The following is a 16,573-nucleotide window of genomic DNA, read 5'->3' on the forward strand; positions in this document are numbered from 1 at the left end:
GGTGTTATGAATGAAGGGAAGGAACGGAGCGGGCGTACTGGTTATCGTAATGGCGATCTTCCACCCGATAGCCGGTCACCAGAGTTTGCACCAACGGACGATGAATGGCGTGATACCACTGCGGCTGCACAGCCGAAACCGGGTGAACCAGTTGATCTTCTGAGTGACCCAGCGCCAGATGAGCCAGATCGCGTCCCATCAGTGTGCCAATGGCGACTCCGCGGCCACTAAAGCCATAGGCCGCCAGCACACCAGGGGCGAGCCGATGCAGGCGAGGGTAGTGATCCACCGTCATATCAACCCAACCTGCCCAGTGGTAAGCCCAGCGCAAATCACGCAGTTGTGGGAACATCAGTTGCAGACGCTTTGTCGCTCCCTGCAACCAGCCCGATGCATTGGCCCGGAACAACGGACCATCAAGGCCAACGTGTAGTCGACCGTCTGGCCAGACACGCACGCCGGAAAACATCCGCCGAGTGTCGTTAAAAGGCTGCCCGCCGGGCAACAGGGTGCTCAGCACTTCTGTTGTCAACGGCTCGCTAATCGCCTGATAAGCCCGTACCGGGAATATCTCCTGTTGAGTCTGGCTCTGTAGCAGATTGCCGGTAAATGCCCCGGTCGCCATCACCACCTGCCTGGCGGTAACGCGGCCCTGAGGGGTTGTCACCTGCCAGTCGGCTCCGACTTTTTGCAGGGAAAGAAGCGGGGATTGAGTGAAAATCTGACTGCCCGCCGTTTGGGCGGCGCGTGCCAGACCGCGCGCATAACCTAATGGATTCAGCGCTCCGCCTCGTTCATCAATCAATGCGCAGCGATAGCGTGGGCTGCCCGTCAGTGCTGAAACGTCTTCCGCTTCCAGCAACCGTACCGGATATCCGCGTGACTGAAGGTCGGTGGCAGTGGAGCGAATCCACTGCGCTTTATCAGCATTATGGGCGGCAATGATGTTACCGTTTTGCACCGCATCGCAGCGCATATCATGCTGTCTAATCAGCCCGAACACCAAATCCGGTGCCAGTTCGGCAGCTCGATTAATACGGCCAGCAATCTCCGGCGGGAAATCCTTTTCAATCTGCGCAGGCATAAATTTAGCCGCCGCCGCAACCTGACCCCAGGCGCGGCCGGAGGCACCCCAGCCAATTTCCCGTGCCTCAAGTACCAGGTTACTGACACCCCGTTCTGACAGTTCCAGCGCACAGGACAGTCCGGTAAATCCAGCGCCAATGATCACCACATCGGTATGCTGGTCACCCTGTAATACGGACGTCTCAATCGGAGGTTCAGTACGTTGTGCCAGGTAATCGGAGAAGGTGCCTGCGGAGTCCAGCAAATGTTCAGGAGAGTTTGACACGGTTTTTTAATTCAGACGGTTAAAACATTACCTTAGTTATTCAGGCCAGACATGTGAAATGACGAATACAGGAGAGGTTATATCGAGAACGCAATAGCGCGTCCCTTACGGGACGCATTTTCACGCTTCATTTGGATCAAGCAGCGATAGTTCATCAAGAAATCGTACCGCAAAACTGCCGGTGCCACGTGCGTCGGAAGCGCGCCCACTGGCTTCCGCATAGATAACATGAGCGACTGTAACGGCCGTTAAGCTATCGTCTGATGCAGAGAGTAACGCAGCGGACAGGGCACCAAGGCTACAACCAGCCCCCGTCACCTGAGTCAAGCGGGCATCCCCACCTTCCACCAGGAACGTGCGGTTACCATCAGTGATATAATCCACTGCCCCGCTCACCGCCGTTACACATTGTTGAATACGAGAAAACTCTTCAATGAATGGCAGCGCATCCAGAGAAGTCAGCGTGGTTTCGACACCTTTACCTCCACCTTGCCCACCAGCCAGCGCGATAAGTTCTGAGGCATTACCGCGTATGGCTGTGGGTTTGAAGTCCAGCAGCCCGACGACGACGCGATCATATTCGGTCGCTCCCGCCCCCACAGCTACAGGATCCAGCACCCAGGGCACGCCTGCTTCGTGTGCTGCCCGCGCGGCCTGCCGTACTTCATGCGGTGAGTTGCTCATTAAACACGCGGCGTTAATCCATAGCGCATTGGCATGACGACCAAACGCCGTTTGCCAGTCCAGCGCGGCACCGATCGCCGGGCCAGCACCCACGGCCAGCAGTACATTGGCGGAAAGATTGGCGGCAATATAGTTGGTTAACCCGTAGCAAAAGGGTTTATTGTGTTTAACCCTGCGAAGCGCGTCGCGGACAGCGCTGTCCTGCCAGCTGAGTAGCTGCATAGTTTTCTCCTCTAAGTTGGATCACTGGCTACCGGGCGTGAAGGGTCGCTTAGCCAGCCATTAAGTGAGTCGTCGTAAAGCAGCAGTGAAGTGATGGGATAACCCGACGCGACCAGTGCCAGCGCTAACCCTGCAGCGTTAATGCCGCCACCGCAGTAAAGCAGGAGCGTTTCAGGCGGGGTGATCTGCGCATCGTGTAATGCGGACTTTACCTGGCCGATATCAATCAAACCTGCGGCATCAAGTAGTTCGGGATAGGGCAGGTTGATACTGCCGGGAATATGAGCCTGCCTGAACGGTTCACGACGCAGCGCGCATACCAATGGAAATCGTGTTTGCTGCTCGACCTGTCTGGTTGACACCAGCATCGGTTGTGCTGAACCCAGCTGGATATTGCCCCGGGAAACTGCGTGGGCAGGGCCATGCTCAACGGTTCCCTGAGCCTGAACCCAAGCCGGAAAACCACCGTCCAGCACCCGGACGTTATTCCAGCCAAATACCCCGGCGAGCAGATACCAGACGCGTGCCGCATAAGCGCCATTGAGTTGATCGTAAGTGACAATCAGGCTGTGCTGGTTCACACCAACGGCCTGTAGCGCTTCTGACATCTGACGGGCGTCAGGTGCGGTAAAGAGAAAACTGGCATGCGGTGCGGAGAATTGCTCAAACAAATCGGCAAATTGCGCGCCCGGCAGGTGTTGCTGCAAAAAGATTTCACGACCCGAAGCAAATGCGGTGCTGCCGTTTGTGGCGGCTGTGCGTGCGACGGAACAATCAAGAACAACGACCTGTTGCTGATGCTCAGCCAGCCACTGTGCAGAAACCAATGGGCCAGAGGGAAAAGTGACCGCCACATTCACCTCCGCAACGCACGCTGCTGCCACTCGTCACGCGCAGCTCGCTTAAGGCCAAAGTGTTCGCGCGCGGTAGTGCCCTGATACTGAGTTTTATGCAGGCCACGGCGCTGCAATTCAGGGACGACATGCTGCGCAAATTCTTCAAATGCCCCGGGCAAATGGGTCGCCTGGATCATAAAACCATCTGCGGCACCACGCTCCAGCCACTGCTCCATCGTATCGACCACACTGTTGACTGAGCCAACCATGCTGCCTTCAGTGCGGGCACCGTACCAACGCCCAATCTCACGAATGCTGAGTTGTTCTCGCTGTGCAAATTCACGGACTTCATCGTAATGACCTTGCACGCCAACTTCACCGAGATCCGGCAAAGGACCATCAAGGTCGTATTGGGTAAGATCGACATTAACATGGTAGGCAAGACGCGAAAGTCCGGCCAGTGGATGCACCAGCTCAGCAAAGGCATAATGCTTCTGCCAGGCGTCGGCATCATTTTCGCCCACCACCACGGTGGCAGCGGGAAGGATCCTGACTTGCTGCGGATCGCGACCATGATCGGCCACTCGTTGTTTCATCTCCTGGTAAAAGGCAATTGCAGAAGCGAGAGATTCATGGCTACAGAAAATGACATCTGCCCAGCGCGCGGCAAAATCCCGCCCGTTGGGTGATGCTCCTGCCTGTATCAAAAGTGGATAACCCTGCGGGGAACGTGGGACATTGAGTGGCCCCTGAGTGCTAACATAATCACCGCGGTAATCCACCGATCGCACCTTGTTTGGCAGACCAAACTCACCGGTAACTTTATTTTGCTGCAATACACCGTCATCCCAGCTATCCCACAGCTGCGCTGCTGCACTGACGACCTCTTCGGCACGCGCATAACGCGCCTCACGCGGCGGTAAAGCGGGATAGCCAAAATTTTGTGCTTCGGCATCCTGGAATGAAGTGACGATATTCCAGCCTGCACGTCCGCCCGATACATGGTCAAATGTCGCCAGCGCACGCGCCAGATGGAAAGGTTCGTGGTAGCCGGTTGACAGGGTCGCCGCCAGCCCAAGATGCTCAGTCACACCTGCCATCACGCCAAGAATCACGAGAGGATCCAGACGTGGCGTGCCCGAACCCCACTGCACCGCTGGCTCAAAAGAGCCTCCTAATGAGCGGGGCACAGAGAGTGCGTCAGGGATAAACGCCATGTCGAAACAAGCAGCTTCAAGCAGTTTTGCAATATGTCGGTAATAACCTGCCGTCAGAAAATGAGGGTCGGCATCAGGATGTCGCCATCCTGAAGTCCCCATCGGGCCGGCATTGAGGAACGCAGCAAGATGCATAATCGGTTTTCATTCTCCTGGCTGGATGCGGGAAAAGACCCGCTCAGGAGACCAACATAGAACATCTGCGATATCGGATTTAGATGGATTTACGCAAAGCTTAGTTTGCTAATGAATATATGGGACTGACACCCGTCGGCTTGTTTCTCTTATCACTGCTGTACCAGAAGATAGCGATCCAGGCGAATCAACGCAATGACGTAGATCGGTATCGCCTCCAGCAATGACGGCAAATGGATCGTCTCATCCGCGCCATGAGGTAAGCCATGGCCTTCAGGCAAAAAATCGGGCGTATTTTTATGGTTTCTGCGATAACCGGGACCAAAGGTGATGGCATTCCGCAGCATTTTCGAATGCGTGACACCCCCCATCGCATAAGATGCGTCTTCTCGTCCGGTCAAATTGTTCCAGGTCTGCTGAAGCAAAGTGATGACCGGGTGTGATTCCGGTAAATAGAAGGGGGAAACATCACGCCAGCGCTCATCGAGCGAGACTCCCGTATTATGTAAACGTTGTTGCAGAATCGCCATAATCTCCTCGCCTCGGCATGACACGGGATATCGGATGTCGCAATCAATGCTGAGAGAACCCGAACGCGTGCTATACCAGACGCCAGCATTCAGCGTCAGTTTACCTGACTGTTCGTCCTCAAATCCCAGACCGGCATTGTCACCATAGGGAGAATCAAAGATCTCATAAAGAGTACTGGCGATGCATAGCTCTGTTTCATCGAGTTGCTCAAGCTCAATCAGTGCAGCAAGTAAGATTAGCGTGGCGTTCCGTGTGCCCTCTGGGAAGGCGGCATGCCCGCCATTACCCCGTGCGACAAGGGTAATAGATTCCTCCCCTTTGCGCTCAAGGGAGACGTCAGTCGCTGCAATTCCCTGAAGCGACACCCGTTTTTCATTAATTGCTGCATCAGCAGCAGGCTCGAAATTAACACTGGCCAAATCCGGTACGCTGTTGCTTGCCGCTCCGGCCTTGATCCCGGCCAGCAACCCGGCATTAGAGATGTGTAACGTAAATGACAGCTGACCTTTCTGCGCGTTATTCACCGGAAACATCCCATCAGTGACGATAGAGTAAGCCGGCAGCGGGCCATGTTGTGCGTACCACGCCATATCTGCCATCGTGGTTTCTTCTGCCAGTCCATAAACGATACGCAAATTGTGATGTAGCGGAATATGCAAATCGCGGAGCAGCTTTAATAGATAGATGTTCATCAAACCGGGGCCTTTGTTATCGGCAACACCACGCCCGATAAGAAACTCCCCATGTCGCGACAGTGAGAAGGGGGGCCAGGACCAGTTATCGCCAGCCGGCACCACGTCGAGATGACCAATCAGGCCAATATCGCGTGAATGATTGCCATAAATGACGGAGCCGGCATAGCCTTCATGCCACTCCGTTTTAAATCCCGAATCTTCCGCCTGACTCAGCACCCTCTGAAGGATTGCGGCACATTCCGGACCAAAAGGTGCGCCGGGAACCGCCTGGTCCGCCCGGCTTATGCTGGGAATCTCAATCCATTGCGCCAGATCCCCGATGAAATCATCGCGATACTTATCAATCCATTGTTGGATAAGAGGCAGCAGTGCTTTTTCCTGAGCAGATATCGTTGCGGGCATGAGGGATCTCCTTGATGTTGAGTCCAACATAAAACATCCCATTGTTAACGCTTATTCCTATTTGCGCGAAGTTAAGCCAGATCTCAGTAAACGGGTCAGTATGCGATTTTCAGCAAAGCTTAGTCATTTTTGTTGGTCGCGCCGAGCATCAAAGCAACGGAGATTACCGGGTTATCTATCATGCAGATAATCTAAGTCACCAGTAATGCAGGAGAATTAAGGTGGATAACAGCCCCGTAGTCGGCACAATTGTCGGCGTGGATGTTGGTGGAACGTTTACCGATTTTGTTTTATTTGATTCTCAACGCCAGCAACGATTCTTTCATAAGCAGCCCAGCACCCCCACCGATCCTGCTCAGGCAGTGAGCCAGGGACTACAGGCAATACTGCGTAAATCTGACTTGCCTGCCAGCGCACTGACGTTGATTTTGCACGGCACAACGCTAGGCCTGAACGCAATAATTCAGCGTAGAGGTGCCGATATTGCCCTGGTGATTACTCGTGGGTTTCGTGATGTTCTGGAGATAGCGCGGGCGCGGATGCCATCTTCATTCGATTTTCATGCAGATCGCGAACCGCCGTTTTTACCCCGCCAGAAAGTGGTAGAAATCCCGGCTCGTTTTAGTCCGTCAGGTACCGTGACACAGTGGCCTGATGATGATGAACTTGCTCAGGTCGCCTCAGATATTTTACGTCTCAACGTCAGCGCAGTGGAGCTGGTCACCATTAATGGATACGCCAATCCGGAGCGTGAAGCCGAACTTGCCGCTTTGCTCGCAGATAAACTTGGCTCGTTGCCTGTACTGTCTTCGGCACAATTATGGCCTGAGATCCGCGAGTATGAGCGCACTCTGATTGCTGGTCTCAATGCCTATATTCAGCCGCTGATGCAGACTTATTTTCAGCGTCTTAATGACCTATTGAGTCAGCAGACTATCGATGTTCCATTGCTGATCACCGCATCAAATGGCGGTGTGCTACCACTGGACACCGCACAGCAGCGCCCCGTCGATACACTACTTTCCGGGCCAGCATCCGGTGTCATTGCTGCCGCTCAGCTTGCCGCAGGTGAAGGATTTGTCTCCTTTGATATGGGTGGTACCAGTAGTGATATCTCGCTTTCGGCACAGGGTGAAATCGAACGTGTTAACCGCACAGAAATCGGTGGACTCCCGCTGATACTGCCGGTGGTGGGAGTATCAGCCATTGGGGCCGGTGGCGGCTCCATCGTCCAGGTTGATGATTACGGCATCCTCAAAGTGGGACCTGAAAGCGCCGGTGCTGATCCAGGCCCTGTCGCTTATCAACGTGGCGGTACGAGACCGACACTTACCGACTGTTATCTGGTTAGTGGCATTTTATCCGCTGACGCACGGCTGGCGGGTAGTATTAGTCTGGATCATCAAGCGTCACATGACGCCTTGCGTGAGTTAGGGAGTTCGATCGATTTCACTGCTGAACAGGCCGCCAGTGGGGCAATTGCTGTCGCCACTGCGCAGATGGCCACCGAACTCAACAAGGCTTTAGCACAACGCGGACTGACAGCGGACGGTTTGACATTAATCCCCTTCGGCGGCGCTGGCCCTACTCACGCCAATTTCTTTGCTGAAGAAGCAGGCATTAACCGCATCCTGGTGCCCCTGCGCCCCGGTACGTTCTGTGCAGAAGGGGCGATAAGCGCGGATATCCGTCGTGATTTTGTACGCAGCCTGCGCACCAATGTCACCACCGATACGTTTATCGATATTGCCGGGACCATCCAGGAACTTCATCAGCTGGCTGAGCATTGGTTCTCACACCAGGCAAAACACCTCAGCGATGCGGCGCATTATCGGGTTGAAGCCGATATGCGCTACGCCGGTCAGGCATATGAGTTAAGTGTCAATCTGGGAAGCCCGGATGGCATCAACTATGAACAGATTGTCGCGCATTTTCAGCAGCTTCATCAGCAGCGTTATGGCTTTATCACTCCAGACGCCACTGTCCAGCTGACCACGCTACGGCTTGCATTAAATGCACCGTTGCCTCGTCCTGCTGAGAAAAAACCTGCGCTGCAGACGGCACGACAGGGACCCGTTCAGCGCCAGCTCTGGCTGCGCGGGGCATGGGTTAATGCTGATATCTGGCAGCGCAGAGACGTATCCGGGGATAGCAAAATCGACGGTCCGGCGGTGATTGAGCAGGAGGATACCACCACGCTGGTGTTGTCTGGCTGGACGGCGCGCACCGATGTCAACGGTAATCTCATCATTACCCGTAAAGCGGGAGACCTGCAATGAAACTTGATGCGATCACACTGGAGATCCTTAATCAGAAGCTGACCGCGCTGACTGAGGAAATGTGCCACATACTGCAACGCACAGGCCGTACCCTTTACGTGAAAGAAACGGCAGATTTTTGCTGTGCGGTAGCAGATGTGCATGGCCGTTTCTTTGCTTATCCGAAAGGCATTGGCGTGTCGGGTTTTGTCGGACTGAATGCATTGACGGCTATTGAGGCTGTCGGTGAGGTTGAACCCGGTGATGTGATCCTGACCAACGATCCCTGGCGTTCTCGCGGGCTGGCAACGCATCTTCCCGACCTGCAGGTCCTTGCCCCCTGGTTTATTGACGGGGAGCTGGTAGCCTGGGGATGGGCTTTTTTACATGCATCTGACGTCGGTGGTCGTGTACCCAGCAGCATTTCACCCACTAACAGCGACATTTTCCAGGAAGGGCTGCAAATCCCGCCGGTTAAATTACTGCGCGCAGGCGAACTGAATCGCGATGTGATGAATATCCTCACCGCCAACAGTCGGACCCCGGACGCGATTGCCGGTGATATTCAGGCGATGCTCGCTGCACTGCATGCCGGACGCGATCGTCTGTCCCGTATTGCCAGCCAACATAGCGTGACGAATATTATTCAGGCGCAGCAGGATTTACAGGCTTACTCGGCAGCGCGAGCTCGCCAGGTATTGCGCCTCATTCCTGATGGCGTCTGGCAGTTCGAAGATTACCTGGATGATGCCGCAGGCAACGGGTTGCCGGTACGTCTGGCAATTACCGCCACCTTCAGTGACGGCAACGTCCACCTCGATTTTACCGGCAGCGATGCTCAGGTTGCGGCAGCGATAAATATTCCCAGCCATGGCGATCCGCATGCCTGGCTGACACTGCGTATTCTGGCGCTGGTCTGCACGCTGGACAAATCAGTGCCGCTGAATGCCGGTTTGCTGGCACCAGTATCGCTCTACGCGCCTGTCGGATCGCTGGTGAATCCCTATTATCCGGCAGCAGTGGGGGTGCGCCACGCGGCGGCGGTGCGTGTTAACGATCTGCTCAATGGTTTGCTGGGTCAGCCACTGCCAGAGGTGATGCCAGCCGCCAGCGGCGGCACCATTATTCCGCTGGTGATTGCAGAAGTGGCCCGTAATGGCCGTGAACAAAATGTGCAGGTTATCGAACCCATGGTCGGTGGTGGCGGTGCGCGTTTTGGCCGCGACGGCATTGACGGGCGTGATAACAGTATCTCTAATCTGGCCAATAATCCGGTAGAGATGGTTGAGGCCGAAACCCGGATCGAAATCAGTCAGTATGCACTGCGGCCATCATCAGCGGGCGCAGGTCAATGGCGCGGTGGCATGGGGCAACAAATCCGTGTCCGCATCCTGGAGGATGACAGCACGTTACTGGCTCGCGGCATGGAACGCATGCTTTTCCAGCCGTGGGGAGTGCAGGGCGGGCAGCCAGGCCAATCCACGACACTCACGCTCAATCCACATCGGGCCGGTGGGCAATCGCTGGAGAAAATTGATTTACTCAGCGTTAATGCCGGTGACGAAGTGCTGTTGCAAACACCAGGCGGCGGAGGCTGGGGAGACCCCTACCACCGTGATCCACAGGCAGTGAAAACCGATGTTGATAATCAGCTGGTGAGCATCCCCGAAGCGGAGCAGCAATATGGCGTGATCATCACCGGTCAGCAAATCGATATTGCTGCGACCGCTGCACGACGAGCATTATCGCGCCACCGTCACTCCTCATCCGGCCCAGCCCGAACCCACTGGCAGCGCGTGTTCGATAGCGACGCGCTGACCCGGCTGAATCAGTTGCTTTATCCTCTCAGCCCGTCGGAGCGGCAACGCCATCGGCAGGCGGTTTTTGCTGCAGCATTGTCGCTGCTACCCACAAATTTTCCCCGTGAAACGTCCTCCGCAGTTGCCGCTGCGCGTCAGAAATTTGCTGAAGCGCTGTGGGCACTGGAAGTTCAACTTTCCGGTTCTGTTCCTTCAACGCCAGGAGATGGCCATGCTCAAGTCTAAAAATAACATCGTAATTACCGCCCTGCTGGGCATGCTAATCAGTTCTGCCGCAGGTGCTGCCGAAACGCCCGCAGCGACTGATACGGTGGTTGTAGGAGTCTACGGCGGCGACTGGGAAAAGAATATTCGCGCATCGGGTCTGGAGCAGTTTGCTAAAGATAATCACCTGAAACTGACCGTTGTACCGGGTGCCGATGCCGAGTGGTTCGCTAAGCTGCGTGCATCAAAAGGTAGAAGGGCACCTTACGATGTTGTCGTTTTTCAACCCGATACGGTGCAACGCGCACAGGCGGCGGGGCTGCTGCAACCGCTCGACGCTAAAAACATCCCCAATCTCAATAACCTCTATAAAAGTGTGCAATCACGGTTTGTTTATGATGGGCAAACCTGGGCCGCTGCATTCAGTCTTGGTCAGTTGGGACTGGCCTATCGCACGGATCTGGTGAAGACGCCCCCCAAGAGCTGGCTGGATCTCTGGAATCCAGAATATAAGGGGCATGTCGCTATCTCATCCCCTACCTATGCGGCGGGTCTGCAATTTTTTGCCGGACTGGTTCACGCGCTGGGTGGAGAACTTAATCAGCCCACAGCAATCGATAAAGCCTTCAGTAAATTACAGACACTGCGTGGCAATGCGGTTGCCTTCCCGGACAGCCCTGGTGCGATTCAGACGCTGCTGGAACGCGGCGATGCATGGGTCGTACCTTACTGGGATGGGCGTGTTTTTGCGTTAAAACAGCAGGGAATGAAAGTCGATTTCGTTTACCCCTCTGACGGCCCGGTGGTCGGCGCAGCGAACTGGGTCATCCCCAAAGGTGCGCCGAATCTCGCTAATGCCTATAAGGTCGTGAATGCCATGTCCGCAGCCAACGTGCAGAAAGCGTTCTCCGATAAATCACTCTATGGCATGACCAATAAAGATGTGCAGTACAGCGACAACCTGATGAAGCAGGTGAAGGTCGGGGAAGAGGCCTACAGCAAACTTATCTGGATCGATTACAGCACGGCAACGCCGCAGCTGGCAGACTGGACCCGTCGCTGGAGTCAGGCTCTGGGTGGTAAACCATGAGTTCGGTTGTCATTGACAGCGTGGCGCGGCAGTTTGATAACCACCGCGCATTGAACAATGTCAGCATCACCATTGAACAGGGTGAGTTCTTTTCATTACTCGGCCCCAGCGGTTGTGGAAAAACCACGTTGCTGAATATCATTGCCGGTTTCCTGTCGCCAAATCAGGGGCGTGTCTCACTGGGTGGAAGGGATGTGACCGCGATACCACCCTATCAACGCAATATCGGCATGGTGTTTCAGAACTATGCGCTTTTCCCCCATCTGAGCGTGGGCGATAACGTCGCCTTCGGCTTGAAGGTACGCAAAGTTTCGCGACATGAACAGCAACAACGCGTGACGGAGGCGTTGCGGCAGGTGAGGCTGGAAGGGCTGGCGGAGCGGATGCCTCATCAACTTTCCGGTGGTCAACAACAGCGCGTGGCAATTGCTCGCGCGCTAGCCATCGAACCACAGGTGTTGTTGCTGGATGAACCCCTATCAAATCTGGACGCACGACTGCGCAGGTTGATGCAGGATGAGTTGCGTGAGTTGCAGCAACGTATCGGTATCACCACCATCCTGGTAACGCATGATCAGGAGGAAGCGCTGACGCTGTCAGACCGGATAGGAATTCTGGGGCAGGGCGAGTTGCAACAGGTTGGCTCCCCCTCTGCGCTTTACCGCCAGCCTGCCAACCGTTTCGTCGCGGAATTTGTCGGCCAGGCCAATTTGTTTCATGTCTCCACGCACAGCGATGGTTATCATGCCCGTGATCACTTCACCGCCACTAATGAAAAACTGATACTTACCGCTGTGCAACCTGTGACAGCGGCAACATTACTGATTGTGCGCCCGGAGCGAATTCAGTTATTACCCGGCCCATCAGTTCAAGCTACATCGCCAAACATGGCACCGGCAAAGGTGAAAGAGGTAAGCTTCGCGGGTGCGACGTTGCGTGTTGTCTGCCAGTTGCCTGGCGGCGGCGAAATCCGGGTTCATCCCGCTGAAGCGCAGTTTTCACAACTGCCTGCGGCGGGCGACAACTGTTTTTTACAATGGCGTGCGGAAGATGTCATCGTGCTGCCAGCACGGGATCATGCCTGATGAAAATGAGCACGCGTAATCTCTTTCCCTGGCTGATGCTGACCCCATGCCTGGTGTTTCTGCTGCTGTTTTTGCTGGTGCCGTTACTGCTGTTGTTTGATCAAAGCCTAACAAACGTCGATAGCCTGTTGAATCCGTTACCGGGGTACAGCTTCGCCCAGTACGTCACCATTTTTGCCGATCCTCAGTACCTCTATGCCCTGTGGACGACACTCTGGGTATCCCTGCTGACGGCCGCTATCACGGTTTTGCTTGCCTGGCCTGCTGCCTGGCTGCTAGTCACCACACAACGACGTGGCTGCCGCACCCTGCTGTACGTGATTCTGCTGTCGCCGCTGCTAACCAGTGTGGTTATCCGCACCTTTGCGTGGATCGTTTTGTTGGCACAGAATGGCCTGATCAACGGTTTTCTGCTTTTTACCGGCTTAATTCCTCAGCCCCTGAGCCTGTTATGGAATATGAATGCCGTGGTCATTGCCTATGTGCAGGTCATGTTGCCATTTGCGGTGTTGCCGCTTATCACCTCGTTAAATGAGATTGCCCCCTCGCTGCGGCTGGCAGCAATGAGCCTGGGTGCAACACCAGTAGCCACCTTTCGTCGGGTTGTGCTGCCCCTGACGCTACCGGGCATGTTGACGGGTTTCATCATTGTGTTTTCCCTGGCGGCGGGGAGTTACATCACGCCACTGTTGATCGGCGGGCGTTTACAACCACTGCTACCGATTGCCATTTATCAGCAGGCCATGCAGATCGCAAACCTGCCGCTGGCGGCGGCACTGTCGCTGACATTGCTGCTAATGACAATGATCGTCGCGGCGATTGTCGGTGTCTTCATGAAACGTTGGGAGAAAAAAAATCATGGATAGTCCCCATAAGCTATCTTACCGCCTGGGTCACTTTGGCGTGAGAGTGGCAGGCATCCTGATTTACGTGTTTTTAGCCCTGCCAGTGCTGGTGATAGTACTTTCGGCATTCAGCCCAGAGCCTTATCCTCAGTTTCCACCGCAGGGTGTTTCATTACGCTGGTTTAGCGCATTGTTACAGGATGCCGGTTGGATCGAATCACTGTGGATCAGTGCGTTGTTGCTGGTTATTGTCACGCCGGTTACCGTGATGCTGGGCACCGGCGCGGCATGGGCTCTGGCGCGAGTGGATTTTCGCTACCGGCAAGTGTTGCAGGCCTTCATTTTATCTCCTCTAATGATCCCCCAGGTTGTACTGGGTATTGCTCTGCTCTATGTGCTCACGGCAACTGGTATTGCCGGAATGGTAAGCGGGCTGGTGATTGGTCATGTGGTTGTGGCATTACCTTATGTGGTGCGCACAGTCAGCGTTAGCCTGATGGCAATGGACCAGCGGCTGGAGGCGGTGGCGATGAGTCTGGGGGCAGGGCGCTGGTATAGTTTTCTCCACGTTACACTGCCGCTGATTAAACCGGGCATCCTGGCAGGTGCTGTCTTTGCTGCCGTGACCTCATTCGGCGAGGTATCGGTCAGTCTGTTTTTAAGTGCACCGGATACCATTACCGTCCCGGTGCGAGTATTTAACTATGTCGATCAGACTTTTGATCCCACTGTTAATGCTATTTCAGTGGTCTTTATCGCCGTCGCAGTACTCATTCTGGTAGTGATAGAGAAGACGATTGGTCTGGTGAAACTCAATTGATAAGAAGCAGGGATGTAGTGAACCCCATGGATTTAGATTGCACCGCAGCGCCAGCTTGCGTCAACGTTCTCCCATCACCGTGGGTAGCTAGATACCAATGCAAAGCGATTTTCGCCATGTTTCACCTCAGAAATAGGATGTGCGTGGTGGCTGAATGTTGTTAACTTCCCAGTTCGCTACCGCCCAACGCTTGTAATCCAGCGGGTTGTGAGCCACCACAGTTTGCGCGTTACGCCAGTGGCGGTGCAGGTTGAGTTCATCACGTACCGCTGATGCTCCACCCGCATTGAAAATGCGCGTGGTAGCAGGCAGCACCAGATCAGCCACTGCTACTTGCGCGCGCGCCACATCAATTGCCGCGCAAAGCGCTGCCGCTTCGTTATCAATCTGTCGGGCTGCTACATCAAGGCTATCCGCTGCCGCCAGCACCACCGCGCGAGCAGCCCAGGCCGCACTGCTCACATCACCGGCAGTGCGCAGGAAGAAAGGGTCTTCACTTGCTTTCTCTGTTAAACCGTGGGCACTGGGTCGCGCTTTAGCACTGAGATAGCGGTTGATATCGGATGATGCATTCAGCGCAATACCTGCCAATACGGCTGAGAGAAACAGTTGACGCTGACCACCGATATGGGTAAATCGTTCGTCGAGCGAGTGGAAAGAGAGCAGTTCATCGGCCTCCACTCGAACCTGTTTAAAGATCGAGGTCCCGCTGGCAGTGAGACGTTGCCCCATGCCATCCCAGTCATCGTTCAGCGTTATCCCGACGCGATTGGCAGGGATCAGCGCGGTACGCCGCACGCCGTCAGCATCCTGGCCCGCCACATACAGCAGCGAAGCGAACAAACTTCCGGTGGAATATGCCTTCACACCATTCAACTGCCAACTGCCATCGGGCTGTTTGATCAGCGTTGAAGTGATATCACCAACACGTGAAGTCGTAGCTTCGCTAAGTGCATTACCAATGACGGCACCCGCAACAATGGTTGGCCACCATGCTGTCGCCGTGCTGCCTAAGCCATGTACACGCAACTCCTCAATAAAAAAGAAGTGCGGGCGAATCGCTTGCGCAAGGTTGGAATCGACGGACGCGATGGCCGTAATTGCCGCCATTTGTTGGTGTAATGTGCCACCAGCACCGCCATATTCTTCCGGAACACGCAGGGTGAAAAGTCTAATGGTCCGCAATAGCCCGAGACCGTCAAAAGGCAATTTACGCTGTCGTTCTGAGGCTGCAGCATGTGCACCAAGAAGTGGAAGAATCGCGTTCAACGCAGTAAGAATTTTTTCAGCCTGTTGGCTCATCGTTTTGTCTCCAGATGACGAACGCGCGGCAGAACTTCCTGCGCAAAAATCTCCATCCCTTTTTCGAAGGGTTGGAAGGCGAGCATAAAAGTCTCAATACCCAGTTGATTCCAGCGTACAATGCGCTCGGCGACGGTGTCATAACTGCCCACCAATCCCGCCGCCGTTCCGCCATTGGGACCGATATGCGGACGATCGCGCAGGTTCTGCCACATCACCGAGTGCTGATCGGTTTGTTCAAGGAAACGATCGATCATGTTGCCTGCTCGCGCTTTATCCTCCGCATCCAATTGCCACTGCCAGTGCAAAATATCCTCAGCGTCTGCGTCACTTGCGGCGGCAATAACAAACGCCGCCATGCCAAAACGAATCGGTGCTAATGCAACAGGTCTAACGCGGCGACGCAGATCGGCAATCAACGTGATAGCGTTCTCTTCAGGTTGTCCATTAAGGAACAGCACATCAGCCTCTTGAGCTGCCAGTGCACGAGCCGGTTCTGATTCCCCGCCCATGTAAATGCGCGGCCGGTTACGCCAGCTTCTGGCCGGGCGCAACACAAAGTCATCCACATTGAAAAAATCACCACGCAAGCTGGTGCGTTCGCCCTGCATCAGCTGGCTCACGACCTTTAGCCACTCGGTGCCATAGGCGTAGCGCTGTTCATGCGGCAACATACCGATACCTGAACGTTCCAGATCAGGTTTCCACCAGGCATTGACCACATTGATGGCGAAACGCCCGCGGCTGATCTCTTCAATCCCTAGCGCCTGTTTCGCCAGCACCGTGGGATGAATGATTGAGGGTTTGATTGCGGCGATGATCTCAATCTTTTCAGTTAACGCTGCTGCCGCTGCTGCGGCCGTCCAGGCATCGAGCTGATCAAGGTCTTCACCCAACGGATTCATGGTGTGCTGAGCAATCAACGTACTGTCAAAGCCCAGCTTTTCGGCTAATACGATCTGTTCACGTACGCGCTGCCAGCTGGCATCCACTTTTTCTTCTGGGTGACTGAGTGAAGCAAAGGTGCCATGGACATTGGCCCAGACACAAAAACGAGAAACACCAGGCATAATTGT

At 54.8% G+C, this 16,573-nt stretch carries 13 protein-coding genes; 6 read left to right on the plus strand and 7 right to left on the minus strand.

Features of this window, described 5'->3' with window-relative positions; genetic code table 11:
• Positions 1–4: 4 nt before the first annotated feature.
• From RCF31_RS25735 to RCF31_RS25755, 5 genes are all read right to left on the minus strand, one after another.
• Entirely contained in the window at positions 5–1,351 is a 1,347-nt protein-coding gene (locus RCF31_RS25735; protein ID WP_416414509.1) for an NAD(P)/FAD-dependent oxidoreductase, read from the minus strand.
• Positions 1,352–1,471: 120 nt separating this feature from the next.
• Positions 1,472–2,257 carry a hydroxyethylthiazole kinase gene (locus RCF31_RS25740; protein WP_416414510.1) on the minus strand — a complete coding sequence of 262 codons (786 nt, stop codon included), beginning with the start codon at positions 2,255–2,257 and terminating at the stop codon, positions 1,472–1,474.
• Positions 2,258–2,268: 11 nt separating this feature from the next.
• A complete protein-coding gene (locus tag RCF31_RS25745) occupies positions 2,269–3,111 on the minus strand; it encodes a sulfurtransferase (protein ID WP_416414511.1) in 843 nt (280 codons plus the stop codon).
• Between the two features lie 2 nt (positions 3,112–3,113).
• Complete coding sequence (locus RCF31_RS25750; RefSeq protein WP_416414512.1) at positions 3,114–4,445, minus strand: LLM class flavin-dependent oxidoreductase; 1,332 nt, start codon at positions 4,443–4,445, stop codon at positions 3,114–3,116.
• Between the two features lie 152 nt (positions 4,446–4,597).
• A complete protein-coding gene (locus tag RCF31_RS25755) occupies positions 4,598–6,073 on the minus strand; it encodes a Sapep family Mn(2+)-dependent dipeptidase (protein WP_416414513.1) in 1,476 nt (491 codons plus the stop codon).
• A 221-nt stretch (positions 6,074–6,294) separates the two neighbouring features.
• On the opposite strand from RCF31_RS25755, the gene RCF31_RS25760 reads away from it, so the two are divergent.
• The 6 genes from RCF31_RS25760 to RCF31_RS25785 are packed head-to-tail and all read left to right on the plus strand — an operon-like array spanning position 6,295 to position 14,195.
• Positions 6,295–8,352, plus strand: coding sequence for a hydantoinase/oxoprolinase family protein (locus RCF31_RS25760; protein WP_416414515.1), 2,058 nt, complete (start codon positions 6,295–6,297; stop codon positions 8,350–8,352).
• Positions 8,349–10,376, plus strand: coding sequence for a hydantoinase B/oxoprolinase family protein (locus RCF31_RS25765; RefSeq protein ID WP_416414517.1), 2,028 nt, complete (start codon positions 8,349–8,351; stop codon positions 10,374–10,376). Before RCF31_RS25760 ends, RCF31_RS25765 begins: the two co-directional genes overlap by 4 nt.
• A complete protein-coding gene (locus RCF31_RS25770; RefSeq protein WP_416414518.1) occupies positions 10,357–11,445 on the plus strand; it encodes an ABC transporter substrate-binding protein in 1,089 nt (362 codons plus the stop codon). The genes RCF31_RS25765 and RCF31_RS25770 overlap by 20 nt, the downstream gene beginning before the upstream one ends.
• Positions 11,442–12,530 carry an ABC transporter ATP-binding protein gene (locus RCF31_RS25775; protein ID WP_416414520.1) on the plus strand — a complete coding sequence of 363 codons (1,089 nt, stop codon included), beginning with the start codon at positions 11,442–11,444 and terminating at the stop codon, positions 12,528–12,530. The genes RCF31_RS25770 and RCF31_RS25775 overlap by 4 nt, the downstream gene beginning before the upstream one ends.
• The gene (locus RCF31_RS25780; protein ID WP_416414521.1) at positions 12,530–13,396 is read left to right on the plus strand and encodes an ABC transporter permease; all 867 of its coding nucleotides are present in this window, start codon (positions 12,530–12,532) and stop codon (positions 13,394–13,396) included. The genes RCF31_RS25775 and RCF31_RS25780 overlap by 1 nt, the downstream gene beginning before the upstream one ends.
• Complete coding sequence (locus RCF31_RS25785; RefSeq protein WP_416414523.1) at positions 13,389–14,195, plus strand: ABC transporter permease; 807 nt, start codon at positions 13,389–13,391, stop codon at positions 14,193–14,195. Before RCF31_RS25780 ends, RCF31_RS25785 begins: the two co-directional genes overlap by 8 nt.
• Before the next feature lie 126 nt (positions 14,196–14,321).
• Here RCF31_RS25785 and RCF31_RS25790 read toward each other — a convergent pair whose 3' ends face one another.
• Positions 14,322–15,497 carry an acyl-CoA dehydrogenase family protein gene (locus RCF31_RS25790; protein WP_416414525.1) on the minus strand — a complete coding sequence of 392 codons (1,176 nt, stop codon included), beginning with the start codon at positions 15,495–15,497 and terminating at the stop codon, positions 14,322–14,324.
• Complete coding sequence (locus RCF31_RS25795) at positions 15,494–16,567, minus strand: LLM class flavin-dependent oxidoreductase (RefSeq protein WP_416414526.1); 1,074 nt, start codon at positions 16,565–16,567, stop codon at positions 15,494–15,496. Before RCF31_RS25795 ends, RCF31_RS25790 begins: the two co-directional genes overlap by 4 nt.
• Between the last annotated feature and the right edge of the window lie 6 nt (positions 16,568–16,573).

Origin of the sequence: Pantoea sp. App145 (assembly GCF_047947045.1) — a bacterium.
Classification (GTDB): Bacteria; Pseudomonadota; Gammaproteobacteria; order Enterobacterales; family Enterobacteriaceae; genus Pantoea.

Excerpts from the sequence above, each read along its gene's own strand:
- RCF31_RS25740 (WP_416414510.1), bottom strand. The coding sequence starts at position 2,257 with ATGCAGCTACTCAGCTGGCAGGACAGCGCTGTCCGCGACGCGCTTCGC.
- RCF31_RS25750 (WP_416414512.1), bottom strand. The coding sequence starts at position 4,445 with ATGCATCTTGCTGCGTTCCTCAATGCCGGCCCGATGGGGACTTCAGGA.
- RCF31_RS25755 (WP_416414513.1), bottom strand. The coding sequence starts at position 6,073 with ATGCCCGCAACGATATCTGCTCAGGAAAAAGCACTGCTGCCTCTTATC.
- RCF31_RS25765 (WP_416414517.1), top strand. The coding sequence starts at position 8,349 with ATGAAACTTGATGCGATCACACTGGAGATCCTTAATCAGAAGCTGACC.
- RCF31_RS25770 (WP_416414518.1), top strand. The coding sequence starts at position 10,357 with ATGGCCATGCTCAAGTCTAAAAATAACATCGTAATTACCGCCCTGCTG.
- RCF31_RS25775 (WP_416414520.1), top strand. The coding sequence starts at position 11,442 with ATGAGTTCGGTTGTCATTGACAGCGTGGCGCGGCAGTTTGATAACCAC.
- RCF31_RS25780 (WP_416414521.1), top strand. The coding sequence starts at position 12,530 with ATGAAAATGAGCACGCGTAATCTCTTTCCCTGGCTGATGCTGACCCCA.
- RCF31_RS25785 (WP_416414523.1), top strand. The coding sequence starts at position 13,389 with ATGGATAGTCCCCATAAGCTATCTTACCGCCTGGGTCACTTTGGCGTG.
- RCF31_RS25790 (WP_416414525.1), bottom strand. The coding sequence starts at position 15,497 with ATGAGCCAACAGGCTGAAAAAATTCTTACTGCGTTGAACGCGATTCTT.
- RCF31_RS25795 (WP_416414526.1), bottom strand. The coding sequence starts at position 16,567 with ATGCCTGGTGTTTCTCGTTTTTGTGTCTGGGCCAATGTCCATGGCACC.